Annotated in this window: 16 protein-coding genes and 1 pseudogene; 11 read left to right on the forward strand and 6 right to left on the reverse strand. The window is 39.7% G+C overall.

From position 1 onward, the window contains the following. The 4 genes from AC25JC_RS04615 to AC25JC_RS04630 form a co-directional block, all read left to right on the forward strand. Nucleotides 1-2363, forward strand: a 2363-nt coding sequence (locus tag AC25JC_RS04615) for a BapA/Bap/LapF family large adhesin (RefSeq protein WP_486923540.1), incomplete at its 5' end; no start/stop codon positions are given. A gap of 248 nt (nt 2364-2611) precedes the next feature. Then, a complete protein-coding gene (locus tag AC25JC_RS04620) occupies nt 2612-3583 on the forward strand; it encodes a hypothetical protein (protein WP_180115435.1) in 972 nt (323 codons plus the stop codon). Between the two features lie 95 nt (nt 3584-3678). Then, nucleotides 3679-4524, forward strand: coding sequence for a hypothetical protein (locus tag AC25JC_RS04625; protein WP_180115434.1), 846 nt, complete (start codon nt 3679-3681; stop codon nt 4522-4524). Nucleotides 4525-4674: 150 nt separating this feature from the next. Then, the gene (locus AC25JC_RS04630) at nt 4675-5118 is read left to right on the forward strand and encodes a hypothetical protein (protein WP_257223729.1); all 444 of its coding nucleotides are present in this window, start codon (nt 4675-4677) and stop codon (nt 5116-5118) included. A 649-nt stretch (nt 5119-5767) separates the two neighbouring features. Here the strand turns inward: AC25JC_RS04630 and AC25JC_RS04635 are convergent. Continuing rightward, a pseudogene (locus tag AC25JC_RS04635) lies at nt 5768-6513 on the reverse strand (DUF4850 domain-containing protein). Between the two features lie 138 nt (nt 6514-6651). Next, entirely contained in the window at nt 6652-7404 is a 753-nt protein-coding gene (locus AC25JC_RS04640) for a zinc-binding dehydrogenase (protein ID WP_486923541.1), read from the reverse strand. A gap of 173 nt (nt 7405-7577) precedes the next feature. Between AC25JC_RS04640 and AC25JC_RS04645 the strand changes: the two genes are divergently transcribed. Beyond that, nucleotides 7578-8144: a hypothetical protein gene (locus tag AC25JC_RS04645; protein WP_180115431.1), complete on the forward strand. Its 567-nt coding sequence runs from the start codon at nt 7578-7580 to the stop codon at nt 8142-8144. 284 nt (nt 8145-8428) lie between these two features. Here the strand turns inward: AC25JC_RS04645 and AC25JC_RS04650 are convergent, their stop codons facing one another. Genes AC25JC_RS04650 through gatC form a run of 4 tightly spaced genes read right to left on the reverse strand, consistent with a single transcriptional unit; the run spans nt 8429 to nt 13120 of the window. Then, a complete protein-coding gene (locus AC25JC_RS04650) occupies nt 8429-9742 on the reverse strand; it encodes a hypothetical protein (protein WP_486923542.1) in 1314 nt (437 codons plus the stop codon). 58 nt (nt 9743-9800) lie between these two features. Further along, nucleotides 9801-11276 (reverse strand): Asp-tRNA(Asn)/Glu-tRNA(Gln) amidotransferase subunit GatB, encoded by a 1476-nt coding sequence (gene gatB, locus AC25JC_RS04655; protein ID WP_180115429.1) that lies wholly within the window; start codon nt 11274-11276, stop codon nt 9801-9803. Further along, nucleotides 11276-12754 carry an Asp-tRNA(Asn)/Glu-tRNA(Gln) amidotransferase subunit GatA gene (gatA, locus tag AC25JC_RS04660; RefSeq protein WP_486923543.1) on the reverse strand — a complete coding sequence of 493 codons (1479 nt, stop codon included), beginning with the start codon at nt 12752-12754 and terminating at the stop codon, nt 11276-11278. Before gatA ends, gatB begins: the two co-directional genes overlap by 1 nt. Before the next feature lie 51 nt (nt 12755-12805). After that, complete coding sequence (gatC, locus tag AC25JC_RS04665) at nt 12806-13120, reverse strand: Asp-tRNA(Asn)/Glu-tRNA(Gln) amidotransferase subunit GatC (protein WP_078189985.1); 315 nt, start codon at nt 13118-13120, stop codon at nt 12806-12808. A 133-nt stretch (nt 13121-13253) separates the two neighbouring features. Here gatC and AC25JC_RS04670 point away from each other — a divergent pair, with 133 nt between their 5' ends. The 6 genes from AC25JC_RS04670 (at nt 13254) to AC25JC_RS04695 (ending at nt 18019) form a co-directional block, all read left to right on the forward strand. Further along, complete coding sequence (locus AC25JC_RS04670; protein WP_078193300.1) at nt 13254-14300, forward strand: rod shape-determining protein; 1047 nt, start codon at nt 13254-13256, stop codon at nt 14298-14300. 16 nt (nt 14301-14316) lie between these two features. After that, complete coding sequence (mreC, locus tag AC25JC_RS04675) at nt 14317-15174, forward strand: rod shape-determining protein MreC (RefSeq protein ID WP_078189984.1); 858 nt, start codon at nt 14317-14319, stop codon at nt 15172-15174. Next, complete coding sequence (gene mreD / locus AC25JC_RS04680) at nt 15161-15652, forward strand: rod shape-determining protein MreD (RefSeq protein ID WP_486923544.1); 492 nt, start codon at nt 15161-15163, stop codon at nt 15650-15652. The genes mreC and mreD overlap by 14 nt, the downstream gene beginning before the upstream one ends. Further along, nucleotides 15640-16206 (forward strand): Maf-like protein, encoded by a 567-nt coding sequence (locus tag AC25JC_RS04685; protein WP_486923545.1) that lies wholly within the window; start codon nt 15640-15642, stop codon nt 16204-16206. The genes mreD and AC25JC_RS04685 overlap by 13 nt, the downstream gene beginning before the upstream one ends. 42 nt (nt 16207-16248) lie before the next feature. Further along, on the forward strand, nt 16249-17703 hold the full coding sequence (gene rng, locus AC25JC_RS04690) for a ribonuclease G (protein ID WP_078189981.1): 1455 nt from the start codon (nt 16249-16251) through the stop codon (nt 17701-17703). A 142-nt stretch (nt 17704-17845) separates the two neighbouring features. Beyond that, a complete protein-coding gene (locus AC25JC_RS04695) occupies nt 17846-18019 on the forward strand; it encodes a PA1571 family protein (protein WP_168379036.1) in 174 nt (57 codons plus the stop codon). The last annotated feature ends 58 nt before the right edge of the window (nt 18020-18077 follow it).

Genomic DNA, 18077 nt, shown 5'->3' on the forward strand with positions numbered 1-18077 from the left:
CGGTCGATGCGATTGAAACTGAATATCCAACCGCAGCTGGTAAATTCCAAGATCGTCTAGATGCATTGACAGATATCGTGTTACCGACGGTGAACGATGAAAACGGCAATGGCATTGATGATGCAACGGATCTCGCAGGCGTAGAAGATTTAGTTGCTGATGCAGAACAAGCCTATCAAGATGCAGCAGATGCACTGGCTGCAGCTGAATCGGACAACTTGATCACGCCAAGTGAATTGGCTACGTTGACTCAAAACTTGGCGGATGCACAACAAGCCAAAGCAGATGCACAAGCAGCGGTCGATGCGATTGAAACTGAATATCCAACCGCAGCTGGTAAATTCCAAGATCGTCTAGATGCATTGACAGATATCGTGTTACCGACGGTGAACGATGCAATTGCAGTTAATGATGAAGTAGATGCAAATATAAATCTTGAACATCTACCAATCACAACGAATATCACACCAACTTCTAACGTTGCATTTGCTGTGGTTGGCTTACTCGGAGCTAATTTAAATCTTGGTAGTCCCTTAACACAATTTACAGTTGAAGAAGGCCACACGCAAAATTTAACTTTTACTGTAAGCAGTGGAATTAATTTAGGTGTGGGTCAACAACTTAGTATTGTCCTTCAGAAGTATGAAAATAATGAGTGGGTAGCAGTTGGGAATACTCAAGACGAGTATTCATTAATTAACTTAAACTTATTAGGTAATAATTTAGTTGGTACGGTTACGGATCTTCCGGAAGGTCAATACCGTGTTAATCTAGGAATTAATAGTGCTGTAGGATTAAGTATTTTCCCAAGTGTGACAATCAGTGGAACGGATACAGATTTGGGGATCTCAAGTGATACAGCGACAGGTAACGTCCTCACTGGTGATGGCGGTGCGACAGCAGATAATGTATTAGCGGATACTGTTGTAAGTACGATCAAACTAGTTGGTGGGGTAGCGATACCTGTTGATACTGATGGAGTAAATATTCAGGGCTTATACGGAACATTAAATATTAAGGCAGATGGTACCTATACTTATACTGCAAATCCAAAAATTGAAAGTTTGGGTAAAACAGAGGTCTTTGAATACACAATTGCTGATCCAGCAGATACTAATGCGACCAATAACACAGCTCAGCTGACTATCAATATTGGTAGTAACGATGTGACTGGTGTTGTGGCAGCTGAAAATGACATATTCGATTTAGATGTAAATGTTGCGAAGAATGTTTTGTTCAAAGAACATGAGCAAACAGATGTTTCGACTGTAGCCTCAAGCACAGCTACACAAAGTGATTCGGGCACAATTCAATTTACTCTAGGAGATGTAAATAAAGGTACTTTAGGTTTATCTAATGCTTTAGCGACCTCGGCAGCAACCACTACTATTACCTATAGTTTGAAATTGGATGGAGTTGCAATAGCTATTTCTGGTGCACAAGGTACAAACACTTCTAATGTTTATACTGTAGTGAAAACGGCAACACTCTCTACCATTTCGGCCAGTAACTTATTCTCAATTGATTTGAGCAGTTTAGCGGCTGGAAATTATGAGTTAACTTACACTGTGACTAAAGCTGCAGGAAATATACTTGGGGCCGCTACATCAGCATCTCAGGTAACTGCAGTATTGGATGGGACATCCTATACATACAATGGAGAGCATACAGACAGTACATCACAAGTGATCATTACGGGTAATATTTATGCTGATAATGGTGTAGCTACAGATACATTGGATACAACATTTACTAAACTTCTAGTTGGAGGGGTAACTATTGGCTACAATGAATCAACTACATATGAAACAGCTAAAGGTTACTTTGAAGTTAAAGGGAATGGTGATTATACCTATACTGCAAAAGCAGCTGGTGATACGACTAATTTGTCTGCTGATGTAATTAATTACACATTGATTAGCCCAACAGGTGCAACTGATAGTGCTTCTATTACAATTAATCCAGTATTGAATAATTCTGGAGTAGTTCAATATAGTACCAGTGGTGATGATACCTTTAATACAGGTACTGGCGCCGATACTGTAATTTATGACTTGTTGTCAACTGGAACTGCTGGTGGTAATACTAGCCTGTTAGGCAATGATACATGGGCGGATTATAATTTTAATGAAGGCGACGTGTTGGATTTGCGTGGTTTATTCAGTGATACAAGTACTGCACTAACTGATGCAAATATTGGAGGCTTTATTCAAGTTGAACAATCTGGTACTGATGTAAAAGTAAGTATTGATTTAGATGGACCTACATTTGGTGTAAGTAATTACACAGGTCTTGTAATTTTGAAAAATACTGATGTTACTCTGCAAGATCTTTTAGATAGTAATCAACTTATATTCTATTAAAATAGAATTTAAGCAATCAGAAAAGAGCCTCCTCGGAGGCTTTTTTTTATTTTCTTCATAAACACCGCTAGATCAAAATAAAATGTGAAACTCATCAAATTAAAATGAACAACATGTGTATACATCTCAAACGTATGCGATTTTAGTGATTAAAATTATAAAAATAATAAATAAAATCAAGATTATAAAATTGTGGAAGGCACTAAATTACGCTATTTTTTAAGGGTGAATTTTTTGAGATTTTTGCTGTGAATTTAAAGGCAATTTTATGGGTGGGGAGTATTGGATTTGCATTACATGGTTGTACAACCATGCAGAGTTTAAACCCAAATTCATTTAATCATTATGCTTCACCACAAGAAGTGATCAATCAAAAAGAGCTAAATAGCTCAAATGGAAAGGCGAAAGAATACGTCTATGATTGGGGACCACAAAAGAAAAATGTGGAAGTAGAATCGCTCATACCTAAGCAAAATATGAGCAGTTACTGCCAAGCCAAAAATGGCAAATTTATTCAACTGAATAAAAGCAATTTGAACCAAGTCAAAAATGCATGGAGTCGTAAATTATTAGCGACCTATAGCAGCATAAAACAGGGTACAGGTGTATTTCAGTGTAGTCAGGCAGATGGACAGCGCTGGATGGTTGCTATTGAACCCGTTTCAGAGCGTAAATTAAATGACCGTTCTGAAACCCGCTTAGTCAGTTTGTATACAGCAATCATTGGACCCGAAGAACGTCGCAAAAACTATAATAAACAAGAAGAAACTGTAGCTAAAAAAGCCACACCAAGAAAAGCCAAAGCAACGACAATAAAAAACAATGCGAAAGATGAAGCAAAAAAAGAAGTAGAGACTAAAAAAGAAACCAAAGCCAAAGAGCCTGAAAATAAACCAACAGCGAAGCCAGTTGCAGAAACATCGCAGCAGATACAAATGCGTTTATATGTGAATGCTCGACGCGACCTGAATGCCGGAAAAAACCAAGTCATCGCTTGTAATAATGCACAGCGCGCTTATAGCTATGGCAAATTAAATGGTGCAAATGCCAATAGAGCCTATGCTGAATCAGGTATGCTCGTTGCAAAATGCTTAACGTCAGTGCCTGCATATAGCAAAAGTTATCCAAACGCCAATGCAAGAGCAAAAGGCATCCTACAAAACTTAGCGACCAACTATAACCACGCAGGGGCAAAAAATATGTTGAATCGTATGAAATAAACTTCAACAGGATAAAAGCCATTTGGGGAAATACGCTTTTATCCTGATCCAATGATGTACTCAGATAAAATTTTAAAAAATAATAAGGAAAAACCATGAGTTCAGTAAATGAAAATTATTTTAATACACCATTATTTGACCGAGAATTGACAGAAATTACAGTCAATATCGAGCAAACACCGTTCTTTTTGAATGATCGTGGGCATCCAACATATTTAGCATCACTTGGGTCAGGGATTCATTTAATTACCGAGTCGGCCACCAATGCGAAAATGACGATGGGAAATGGCTACGAGGTTCCTTCTGAAATTTCGACTAAAATTACCAATTGGGGGGAGCAAACGGAGCTTGATTTTGAAGGGCAACACTTCGAGTTTATGCCATTGGTGGCAACCAAAGAAACCGCGGCAGCTTTTGGTATCACCCTAGTCCATGAAGGTGAAGCGATTCAGATTCATTCAAATCAAAAACGACTGTCAGAAATTCATTATGAATACGGCATGATGGCAGGGCATTATTTGCCTTATGAAAATGCAACATCAAATTTAAATGGCTGTAAAACTTTAACGCCATTTGTCATTACTGATTTAGAACATCATGACTTTCCGCATATTTTTAGCGCGACCGATCAGGATCAATTGCCACTGGTCATCTCAGTAGGGCGCTATTTTCCAAATCTAGGCAAGATTTACTTGGCAGATTTATGGGTCAATCCGGGAGATGCTTTATACATTCCTGCGAAACCAAAATATTTAAATCCCGAGTTTATTGACCTACATAATAACCGTAATGCAGCACTTGCATGTTGGCGAGGTGATAGCAATAAATCGACATTGACCACCCATAGTTTGCTCGATACCCACGGACATTTTTACTGGTATTGGAATAGAAGGCCAACGATTCATCCTCTCATCTATGCACCGACTAGCAAAAATGAATAGTTGAGTTACATAGACCAAACAGCAAATACAGCACTTCATGATACAAAGGTGACTCAAGTTTTGGGAGTTTGGTCTATGGCTTACGGTTTATCTAAAAAATTACATCTACGTTTTTCACGACGTGCAGGTTTAGCTGTATTGACGCTCATCATGCTCGGGTCGACTCAGGTGAGTTTAGCGAGTCCGACGGTCGATCAGCTCAGTCAATGTTTAGTGAAATCGACCACTGCCGCAGATAAAACCACGGTTTTGCAATGGACCTTTTCTGCCTTGGCAGCGCATCCAGATTTAAAACAATACAGTAATGTCAGCGATGCGCAAAAAACACAACTCGATAAAAATCTGGCTCAAGTGATGCAGCGAATCTTGGTGGAGCAATGTTCTACGCAAACGCAGGCCGTAATTAAAGCCGACGGTCTACAGGCTGTAGGCGAAAGTTTTCAAGAGCTTGGTAGTATTACTGGGGATGAAATTTTAAAGACGCCTGAAATTAAACAACAACTACAAGGCGTACTGCGTTATGTCGATTTGAATAAATTGGTGACTAAATTTTTAACCCCAGAAATTTGGAATAAATTGGGTATCGTTCGTTAATGTTTAGTCTTAAATATTGATTATGGCTAATTTGTGGATGAACATTACCATCAAGCAAAATGTTAAGTTCAGGGTTGTATAATAAGCAGATTGTGTCTGTATCTATAAATGATTGATGGAATATTAAAATCATTTAATCAGTATTGTCTGCTTTGTCCTGTATGGCTTCCAATGATGTGTTGTATATGCAGAATGAAAATACGCCTTGACTCAGCTATATATTGAAACGACTTGAGCAGATGCAGAAAAAATAATATCTACAGATTTAGACCTTATATTTAGTATTAACTGAAATATTTTCAATCGAAAATATGGAAAATAGCAAGAAATAAACTTTTAAAGACGAACCAAATTCCACGTAATATAAAATTAAAAATGATTTCTATAATCACGTTTATCAAAAACTTTAAAAGCTTAAGTGATAATGATCCGAGTTGATATAGAAGCCATTTCAATAGACGAAAGGGTGCATAGCACATCAAATAAAATGGTTGCCGCTTAAAGCGCTGCCAACCCTCAATCCAAAGAGATTGTAATTTGCTAAAGTTTAATGAGGGTATTTTCTCACTGAAAACGAGGGCATACATCCACACAACAAAGAGGATGCCTAATATTGATAAACCAATCGAGAGTGCACTCATCTTACTTTTTAATGCATCGCGTTATAAAAATTCAAGATTGGACGTGCTAAATCCTGATGTTCTGCATTTAGTGTCACTTCGATACTTTATTAAAGGTATCTTCATCATAGTATTTAGCAATGCCATGGGTTTTTGCACCGAATTTGGGGATTTGATAGCTAAAAAACGCGGTGGTTTTGGATGGATGTACGAGATTTATTTTTTTATGCGGATCGACATAGCCACCAAATTCACTTTCTATACTTTCTTTCAGAATATGTGGAAAATAAAGAGTGGCATAGGGCAGACCACAGCCTACACATGCCGATGAATTGTATAAATCAATTGCCTCATTTCCCTGCGGATTCATAATCACCACAGAGCCAGTACCATTCGCTCCTGCAGCAGCTTGTATGTTATTCCATGATTTTGGCACTAAAGTTAAGCCGATACTCGGTAGCACAATTAATTTGAGTTGACTAGCTTGTTGCGGCGTTAAGGTAAATTTATAGATGCAATCATTTTTGCCACAGGCCTTTGCGTCTTTAAGTAGTCCATCCTCCATCGGATTTTCAACGGTGACGCCATACATAGGTACTTTCACATTGTTGTTAAAGGTGGCTTGTCCCAGTGCATAGAACTGATTAGTGTTTTTACGGTTGGCAGCACTGTCCCAAAATTGAGGGAAGCTAGGTTCAAAAACTTCAGGTTTAGCCGCTTGGGCTATACTTAAGCAAAGACTGAGTAAGGACAGGGCTATTATGTGTTTAATCATATGTTTAATTATCTTATGCATGATTTAAATTTTTATTAAATTTAACGTACATTGTAGCCTTTAGTGCAGACTAATTATATTGAAAAATTGCAATTCAAACATAAAAAAGCCTAAGCAAAATTTAACGATTTGCTCAGGCTAATGATGATCAAAACGCTTTGGCTGAATTTTATTTGAAGATAATTTTCTACCAGCAATACTTCCCATAAATCCGCCAACTTTGACCACAGCAAGAGAGGTTTGAGTTGCTTCTTCCGAGCCGATCATATCAATAGAGACATCAAAAGGTGTTGGATGCACTGCTTTTAGACGTTCAACTAAACCTTCTCCATAAGTGACAGGTGTAGCGCCTAGTTTGCGAATATAGTCTTGATTGGCTGCTGATGCCGTTGCGACAACCTCAATGCCTTTTTCTACTGCGAGCTGTACCACAATAGAGCCGACACCGCCTGAGCCGCCATGTACCAGTAAAGATTGAGCAGGGCCCATTTCATCTAAAATGGTCATGGCTGTTTGTGCTGCGCCTGCAATTGTTCCAGCAATAGGCCAATCGATATTTTTTGGCTTGCGGATTAAATTTTCTAGTGGTACATCAATCACGGTTGCATGGGTAAAAGCACCGCCTGAACCGAGGACTTCATCGCCTACAGTCCATTCATTTTGAGAGCTGTCTACTTCTGCAATGATGCCTGCGTATTCTGTACCAAAGGTTTGCGGTAGGGCTGCATGTTTAAATTCGCCTGTCATGCGGCGTGCATCAATCGGGTTGATCCCTGAGGCTTTGACGTGAATACGTGCCATGCCTGCGGCTAAGGGTGGCAGTTCGTAATTTGCAAATTCGAGCACTTCGGGTTGGCCGTATTGGTGTGCTGCTAAGATGATTGATTTCATTTTCTTGTGCCTATTACATTTAGTTTTTTAAATCATGGTTGAATTATAGGCAGGTGGTGTTTATGGATTACAGAGCGAAAAATAGGACAGTGTTTTCTCGAAAAAAATTAGCCACATTTGTAAGATAGTAAAAGTTGATTAAAATAAAAATATTACAGATGAAAAAATAGATCATGAAAGCAAATTTAACTTTAATACTATTATTAATAACAGAAAGCAGTTGGTCTGCTCCAAGAATACAATTTTCTAAAGATTACAAAGATTTTGAGGGGAAACCTTTTAGTTATCTAAGAGTACAAAATAAAATTAATTTCGAATTAAGTTTCGAAGAGGGAAATTGTCTTTACCGACAAGTTTTACGTAATAAGTTATCGCCTATGTTCACTAAGAATTTTAATCCTTTTGATGCTGAGCCACCTAAATTAGGAGCTAAAAGTCTTGGGATGCGCTTTAAACCTAATGGTGTTCAGTTTTTAGAGTTCACATTGCCTGCAAAAAAAGAGATAGTATTTGGTCTTCGAAAATATCGTTTGAGAGATGGTATGAGAGAATCGTGTAATGAACATGTAGTTTACATTTTAAAATCAAAGAAAAATTATGAAATATTAGATCAAGGCTTGGATGATTTCTGTCAATTAAAAGTTAATCAAATCTTGATAAATGGAACTCGAAAAGAAGTGAAACCCATAAGATCATTATCTGCAGATAATGAATTAGATTATTGTAAATTAAAGAATTAAATATTTACTTCTCCCTAGTCCTTACATGTTCTTCGTTTTAAAGCAGTGCTTTAAAACTTGCTCAGAAGAGGTACGCTTTTAATAATCCTCTCCCTAGCCCTCTCCTTTAAAAAAGGAGAGGGAACACCACGTATCAAAATAATTACATGACCGCTCCCTCTCCCTCAGGGAGAGGGTTGGGGTGAGGGGCAGAAATAACGTATAAAGAAGGACCTTGAAAGTTGAATGCATCTTAAGTCCTTGAGTTAGGCGATGGAGGATACTTTTTTGATATTTACTAATAATTATCCAAATTTTACATCTTCTAGATATTGATATAGTTCAATATCACTATTAATTATATTTTTTTGGATCAACTTTATGATAGAAGTAATGCAGACTGATAAATAATAACGTAATTGATTTAAATCTTTTAATTCAATATTTGCATTTCCTCCATGGGCAATTCCACTTCTTTGAGCGTATAAATAAGACATTTTGTTATAGATGTACTTTCGGCTTTTTATATCTTTGCTTGCAATAAGAAAAGCTGTATTCTCAGATAAAGTTTTAGTTATTGAATCTCTACCATTTGTTAATAATGCTTCCATTCCTATTGCACAAAATAGAAAGCTTTCTCTATGGTTTTGAGATTTTATTGATGAAGAATACCAATTTATAGCTATTTTAAGTTTTTCAATTAATTTATTGTCATTATTTTTTGAGTGTAAAGGGAAGTTCAAATCTTTAAAAATTTCTCCAATTTGAATGGATGAATTTGTTTTTTTATTAAGATCTAGGACAACAAGATGTTCAAATTTTTCAGATGAGGAACTTAATCTAGAGTTATCGTAATTTACTATCAATGGGAAAGTATTCTCCTGTTTTTTTGAATCTAAACTAATATTAAAATCTAGATTAGTGCTATTTTTTGCTAAAAAAATCAATTCATTAATAAATGATTCGGCATCATGAATGCTTTGGTTTAATGAACTTTCATCGTCACCAAAATTGGATATTTCTAAAACAGTATTTCCTTCTAAAGAACTAATTAATTTTTCTAAATCTTTTTTATTGTACTCATCAATAGAATTGAAACTATTATTTTTTAACTTATATTTATGTATTTCTTCAAAATTGGATCTAATTTTTTCAGAAAAAGATATATTGGTTAGAGGGCAGATTCCTTCAAAATTTCCAATTTTAATATTTTCAAATTGATATATTTGGGATGATTTAAATCCATTTACATAGAAGTAATGAAATTTTATTTCTGTTTTATATTCTTCAAGATAAGACATAGTTTGTTGAAATTTTTCATATAAATTTATTTTGTTATTTAATAAGTATTCTTTGAATAATTTTTTGGTTTCTTTATCGATAGTTTTGTATGAAACATAATTTATTAATTTTTTTGCTTTTAGAATATTGATCAAGAAATCTCGCCAAGACCTGTTTATTTCTGGAGAGAAACCAAAATCGATATCACCAATAAATACAGCGTTTCCATCATTGATCCCATTCATTGCTGTTTCTATGTCTAAGCAATTTGCAATAAAGAAATTAAAGTATTCTTCAATACTTCTTTTTTTATCTAATTTTAATTTGTTGAAATCCATAAAAAACCCCGCATTAAGCGAGGTTTTATAACATGATATCAATTGATTAGGGAATAAATCAACCAATCAATTTCTTCATCAATTCATTCACTTGCGCAGGGTTGGCCTTACCACGTGACGCTTTCATCACTTGACCAACTAGACCGTTAAAGGCTTTCTCTTTACCAGATTTATATTCTTCAACCATCTTCTCATTGGCAGTAAGCACTTCTTTAATAATCGCTTCAATCGCGCCTGTATCAGTTTCCTGTTTCAAGCCTTTTTCAGCAATAATTTCGTCTGCAGTTTTGCCTTCTTCCCACATAAAGCCGAACACTTGTTTCGCGATCTTACCGCTAATGGTGTTGTCCACAATACGTGCAATCATGCCACCCAATTTCTCAGCAGAAACAGGAGAGTCGTGAAGATCTAAGCCGGCTTTGTTTAAAGCACCTGAGAACTCACCCATCACCCAGTTTGCAGACACTTTACCTTGCGCAGCACCGCCAGCAGCTTTCACTACATCTTCATAAAACTCTGACATTTCACGAGTCAGTGTTAAAACGTGAGCATCGTACTCAGTCACACCAAAGTCAGCGACAAAACGAGCACGACGTGCAGCAGGAAGCTCAGGTAAAGCAGCACGTGCCGCTTCAATTTGCGCATCTGCAATAATCACAGGCAACAAGTCAGGATCAGGGAAGTAGCGGTAATCGTTCGCTTCTTCTTTAGAACGCATTGAACGTGTTTCCATCTTCACAGGGTCGAATAAACGTGTTTCTTGGTCAATGGTGCCATCCCATTCTAGGATTTCCATTTGACGTTCAATTTCTACATTGATCGCTTGTTCAATGAAGCGGAATGAGTTGAGGTTTTTCAACTCGCAGCGTGTACCGAAAGGTTGACCCGGACGGCGCAGTGACACGTTACAGTCGGCACGGAACGAACCTTCTGCCATGTTACCGTCAGAAATACCTAACCAACGTACAAGGGTGTGAATCGCTTTAATGTAGGCAACTGCTTCTTCAACCGAACGCATATCAGGTTCAGATACGATTTCTAGAAGTGGTGTGCCTGCACGGTTTAAATCGATACCAGATTGACCTTCAAATTGGTCATGGATTGATTTACCTGCATCTTCTTCAAGGTGCGCGCGTGTTACGCCAATGCGTTTTACTGTGCCATCTTCAAGTTGAATGTCGATATGACCCAAGCCCACAATCGGGTTGTCCATTTGGCTGATTTGGTAGCCTTTTGGCGAGTCAGGGTAGAAATAGTTTTTACGTGCAAATACAGACGCTTGGTCGATATAAGCATCGATACCCAAACCAAAGCGAATTGCTAGATCGACCACTTCTTTGTTCAGTACTGGCAATACGCCCGGCATTGCAAGGTCAACAAGACTCGCTTGAGTGTTAGGGTCTTGACCAAATGTAGTAGATGAACCTGAGAAAATTTTGGTATTGGTCGCAAGCTGAGTGTGAATCTCAATACCAATCACCACTTCCCAACCATCAATCAGGTTAGATTTTGGTTTAGCAGCGTTCTTAGCCATTATGCATTCTCCTCAGCAATCGCAGCGCGTTGTGTATGCCAATCCGTTGCTTGTTGGTACTGATGCACCACAGACAACAATTGAGATTCTGACCAGTAGTTACCAATCAGCTGTAAACCAACAGGCAAGTTGTCTTTATCAAAACCAACAGGCGCGTTAATCGCAGGCAGACCTGCCAAGTTCACTGCGATGGTGTAGATGTCGCCTAAGTACATTTCTACAGGAGACAGGTTTGCACCAATCTTATACGCTGTTGTAGGCGCAGCAGGAGCAGCAATCACGTCTACAGATTCAAATGCTTTTAAAAAGTCTTGTTGAATTAAACGACGTACTTTTTGTGCTTTCACATAATAAGCGTCGTAGTAACCTGCAGAAAGCGCGTATGTACCAATCAAGATACGTTGCTGAACTTCTTTACCAAAACCTTCAGAACGTGAACGTTTGTAAAGATCCATCAAATCAACTGGATTTTCTGCACGGTAGCCATAACGTACACCGTCGAAACGAGATAAGTTAGAGGATGCTTCAGCAGGTGCAATCAGGTAATACGTTGGTACGTAGCTTTCAGTCATGTTCAGGTCAATCTCAACCAAGATTGCGCCCATCTCTTCTAACTTTTTCAACGATTCTTCAACACGTGCTTTCACGTCTGCATCTAAACCAGCAACATTAAAGTACTGTTTCGGAATACCGATGCGTAAGCCTTTAACCGCTGTACCGTTCAGGTTCGCCACGTAGTTATCGACGTCTTTTTCAACCGAAGTTGAATCTTTCGCATCATGACCTGCCATCACGTTCATGAGGTAAGCACAGTCTTCAGCCGAACGCGCCATTGGGCCGCCTTGGTCTAAAGATGATGCATACGCAATCATACCGAAACGAGAAACACGACCATAAGTCGGTTTAAGACCAGTCAAACCACAGAAAGACGCTGGTTGACGGATTGAACCGCCTGTATCTGTACCTGTTGCGAAAGGCGCAAGATCAGCTGCTACCGCTGCCGCAGAACCGCCTGAAGAACCACCTGGAACATGGTTTAAGTTCCAAGGGTTAGCCGTTGCGCCATAAAATGAATTTTCAGAAGTCGAACCCATGGCGAATTCATCCATGTTCACTTTACCTAAAGTGACAAGGCCCGCAGCTTTACCTTTCGCTACAACGGTCGCGTCGTAAGGAGAGATAAAATTGTCCAGCATTTTAGAACCAGCCGTGGTTTTAATGCCTTGGGTACAAAAAATGTCTTTGTGTGCAATTGGTATACCAGTCAACGCAGTTGCATTGCCTGCTTTAATTGCAGCATCAGCCGCATCTGCTTGCGCAAGTGCTTGTTCAGCTGTCACGGTCACGTATGACTTGACTTGAGCATCGATTTTTTCAATGCGTTTTAAATAGTGTTCAGTCAATTCGCGTGAAGAAAATTTAGCGCCAGCCAAACCTTCAGACAATTCACGAATTGATAAGTGATGTAAATCTGTCATGAGAAATATTTCTTTACGTTTAATTTGAAAAAATGTTGATCTGAATAAAAATTATTCAATCACACGCGGAACAAGGTACAAGCCATCCTGTACGGCAGGAGCAACTGCTTGATATGCTTCGCGATGATTGGTCTCAGATACCACGTCTTCACGTAAGGGCTGTGGATTGTCGAATGGACTTTTTAGTGGTTCAACACCGTCAGTATCGATGCCTTTCAGGGTTTCCATCATGCCTAAAATTTTATTTAAACTTTGAGCATAGTCAGCAGATTGCGCTTCATCTAGCGACAATCGAGCCAGATGGGCAATCGCTGAAACTGTTTGTGCATTTAGATCTGCAGAATGCTGTGCATCCGATGTAGACATAACATTACCTAATCAGTATTAAAAAAATTCAAAATATCGTGGCTTATAATAAGCGATTGACTTGTTCAAATCATCACATTTAGTTAAAGTTGCCACCTTGCGTCCATATAAAAGTTTAACTGAGAACGTCCCCGTGATTCTAAAACGACTAATTGGCTTGTTTTCGCCGGATCTTGCCATTGATTTAGGCACTGCAAATACACTTATTTATGCGCCAGGACGAGGCATTATATTAAATGAACCGACGGTGGTGGCAATTCGCCACAGTGGTTCACAAAAAATCGTTGCCGCAGTAGGTCTTGACGCGAAGCAAATGCTAGGTCGTACACCTGCAAATATTTCTGCGATTCGCCCAATGAAAGATGGTGTGATTGCAGATTTTGAAGTCACTGAAACGATGTTGAATCAATTCATTGGCAAAGTGCACGAAAAACGTTTGTTCCCACCTGCACCGCGTGTCGTGGTGTGTGTGCCATGTAAATCGACGTTGGTGGAACGCCGTGCAATCCGTGAAGCTGTATACAATGCAGGTGCACGTGAAGTTCGCTTAATTGAAGAGCCAATGGCTGCTGCAATTGGTGCAGGTATGCCTGTTGAGCAAGCTTGTGGTTCGATGGTTGTCGATGTTGGTGGTGGTACAACTGAAATCGCGATCATTTCACTTCAAGGTTGTGTCTATGCAGACTCACTACGTATCGGTGGTGATGTATTTGATGAACAAATCATTAATTACGTGCGTAAAGCACATGGTTGTGTGATTGGTGAAACCACTGCAGAAAACATCAAAAAAGAAGTTGGTATGGCGCTTCCAGAAGAAGGTGCAAAACCTTTGGAAATCGAAGTCCGTGGTCGTAACTTGGCAGAAGGTGTACCTCGTGCGATTACTGTCACTTCTGATGAAGTGACTCAAGCGATTTCTGATCCACTACAAAACATTGTGTCTGCGGTTAAATCTGCACTAGAGCAAACGCCACCTGAGTTGTCTTCAGACATCGCAGAACGCGGTATTGTGTTGACTGGTGGCGGTGCATTACTTCGCAATCTTGATAAGCTTCTTGCAAAAGAAACAGGTCTTCCTGTCGTAGTTGCAGAAGATCCACTATCATGTGTTACACGTGGTGGCGGTAAGGTTCTCGAATTCTTCGATAACCCAAATCATGACATGTTATTTGTAGGCTAAGAAAAGGACTCGGCGGGTGCAAACGCAACTGTTTTCAAGACAACCGCCATCTTTTCGCTCATTTATCATTGCGGTGATTACATGCTTGGTGGTGCTTTTCTTTGATTGGCGCATGCCACATGTAATTCAACCGGCCAGAGACGTCTTGTATGCGGCATATAATCCAATTTATGCACTTGCAAGCTATCCAGTGTTATCGCGAGAATGGCTGAATCAACAAACCAAGTCTGAAGCTCAATTACGTCGTGAAAATACCGCGATGCAAGCAGAGTTAATTCAGGCTCAAGTCCGTTTACAGAAACTTTCTGAACTTTCTGCTGAAAATACTCGACTGCGTGGACTACTCGATACACCACTCATCATTGATGGTCGTATGGAGATTGCCGAAGTCATTGGTACTGATGCTGATCCCTTACGTCATATTATTGTGATTAACCGTGGAGCCAGCAGTCAGCTTAAAGTGGGACAAACTGTACTCGATGACAAGGGCATTATGGGGCAAATTATCAATGTTTACCCGCATAGTAGCCGTGTCATGTTGCTCTCAGACAAAGAGCACTCTTTATCCGTGCGTATGGAGCATACCGGTATGCGCGCAATCGTTACGGGTACAGGTGACTTAGGTCGACTTAAGATGGAATACGTGCCAACCAGTGCGAATATCAAAGTCGGTGAAAAAGTCTATAGCTCAGGTCTAGGGGCACATTTCCCAGCGGGTTATTTGGTAGGTACCGTGTCGAAAGTTAGTCGTCACAATAGCGGTGAATTTGCCCAAATTGATATCAATCCTGCTGCCCAATTGGCAGGTGGTCATCATGTGGTTGTGCTATTTTCCGATTCTTTAGCGATGGAGCAACCGCATGTCACTCGCTAAGCTTAGTCGTCATACAGAGCGCGACCCATTATTTCCGATTATCTTTTCCATCATTTTGGCATCCGTGCTGATGGTGTATCCGCTTTCTTATGACCTATCAGGTTGGCGCCCATTATTCATGATGATGATCATGCTATTTTGGGTACTCTGTCAGCCGACATGGTGCGGTGTTTGGTTTGCATTTGCTACAGGTCTATTTACCGACTTATTAACTGATGCGCCTTTTGGCATGAACGCACTGAGTTTTGTGGTCATTGCATTTGTGACACGCTTTTTAACCCGTGAACGTCGTATCCTCACATTTGGTAATTTATGGATTATTGCTGCAATGGCAATTTTCGCGCATTTACTGTTTGTGTGGATTGTTCAAGTGATGGGTGGGGTACAGTTTTCGTTTGCTCGCCATTGGCAGCCAATTGTAACTAGCTTACTCATTTGGCCAATCATGTATTACTTCCTGAGAAAATGGCGCATATAATTTTAGCTTCGAGTTCTCCTCGACGACGCGAACTTTTGCAACAATTAGGTCTGGAATTTGAAATTTTCAGTCCAGATATTGATGAGTCCATGTTGGAAGGAGAACCTGTAGCGGATTATGTAGAGCGTTTAGCACGTGCTAAAGCTTGCGCAGTACAACAACAATTCCCTGATGCTATTGTTATTGCCGCCGATACCAGTTTAGGCGTTGATGAGCACATTTTAGGAAAACCAGCGTCGAAAGCACATGCTTTTTCTATGTGGGAAATGATCTCTGGACGAAAACATGATGTGTTTTCAGGTGTTTGTGTCAGTACAAAAGATCAAATATACAGTATAGTAGTGCGTACACAGGTTGAATTTCAAACGCTGAGTCTAGCTGACATGGAAAGCTACTGGGCAACAGGTGAACCAATCGGCAAGGCGGGAGCCTATGCTATTCAAGGAATTGCTGCGCGCTATATTCCTTGTATTGAAGGGAGTTACAGCAATGTTGTTGGGCTGCCTTTGCATGAAACCGTACAGTTATTACAGACAGTTAAGGCATTAAATTAACTGCTGCAACACAAGAATTTTTATAATGTTTTGAGTTTTGATATGTCTGACGAGTTGTTGATTAACGTCACACCGATGGAATGTCGTGTGGCGTTGATTCAAAACGGTACGGTCAATGAATTATTTGTTGAACGCACCGTGAAGCGTGGGTTAGTGGGCAATATTTATAAAGGGAAAGTTGTTCGTGTGCTTCCGGGTATGCAGGCTGCTTTTATTGATATTGGATTGTCGAGAACGGCTTTTTTACATATCAATGATATGGTATGGCAGCGCAATCAACCGACCCCGAACGTTTTTGAGCTGTTACAACCGGGACAAGTACTCACCGTACAAGTCATGAAAGATATGTTGGGTACCAAAGGTGCACGACTATCAACTGATCTTTCTATTCCTTCCCGTTACCTCGTTTTAATGCCATATGGCAGTCATACCGGTGTTTCACAGCGCATTGAGTCTGAAGAAGAACGTGATCGCTTGCGTAGCATGATTGAACGCATTCAAAAGGAACACAACTTACCGGGTTCAGTCATCGTTCGTACTGCCGCCGAAGGTATTCCTGAATGTGAAATTGCGCAGGACATGGCTTATTTAGCAAAACTGTGGGAATATATTCAACGTAAACAACGCAGTATTGTCGTACCTTCTCTGATTTTTGAAGAGCTGCCTTTACCGCAACGCGTCATCCGTGATTTGGCCAACGAAGATACGTCTAAAATTCAGGTCGACTCACGCGAAGTGCATGGCAAATTGCAAGAATTTGTCCAAGAATTTGTACCGAGTATGCAAAATCGCTTACTGCATTATCCGGGTGAGCGTCCAATTTTTGACTTGTACAATGTCGAAGAAGATATTCAGAAAGCCTTACAGACACGTGTAGCACTTAAATCTGGCGGTTATCTGATGATCGATCAAACTGAAGCGATGACCACGATTGATGTCAATACTGGCTCCTACGTCGGTGGTCGTTCACTTGAAGACACTGTGTTTAAAACCAATATGGAAGCCACACAGGTCATTGCACGTCAGCTTCGACTACGTAACTTGGGCGGGATTATCATTATTGACTTCATTGATATGCAAGAAGCACATCATCGAGAAGAAGTGATGAGCCAGTTTGAGAAAATGCTCGAGCGCGATCATGCCAAAACCAAGATCACTCAAGTGTCTGAGCTGGGCTTGGTGGAAATGACACGTAAACGCACCCGTGAATCTCTGGAGCATCTGCTTTGTGATTCTTGCCCGACCTGTCAGGGGCGTGGTTATGTGAAAACGGCTGAAACAGTTTGCTATGAAATTTTCCGTGAAATCTTGAGATATGCACGTGCTTATGAGTCACAAAGTGGTTTCACTGTGGTGGCACATCCGTCGGTGATTGACCGATTGTTAACTGCTGAAGCACCTGCGGTAGCTGATTTAGAGCACTTTATTAGTCGTGTGATCAAGTTCCAAGTGGAAAATTTATATACGCAAGAGCAATACGATATCATTCTGAGTTGAAATTGTAACAGAATATCGTTAAACACTTGTTACAACTGAGATTTTACTTTTGAACTGTTATTTTGAATACTAGACACATCAAATAGCCAAAGCCGTTTTCCCGTAATGAACTTGAAAATGGCTTAGCAAAAAGAGGTGTATTATGGGTGTTAGTAAAACAGTAATGAAAAGTGGTCTTAAAACTGTCGTTGAAGCAAAAGCGATCCATTCAGGTTATATCGTGGATGAGCGTGGTAATGAGGTTCAAATTACAGCGTCTATGATTCGTTCTGCTTGTCATCAGTTACTTAAACAGTGCCGAGCAATTAAAGCTTAAATATTGAAATATAAATAATGTAATCCAGAGGGTTAAAGCGCTAACGCGCAATTCTAAA

It is taken from the genome of Acinetobacter sp. P37 (assembly GCF_057480965.1).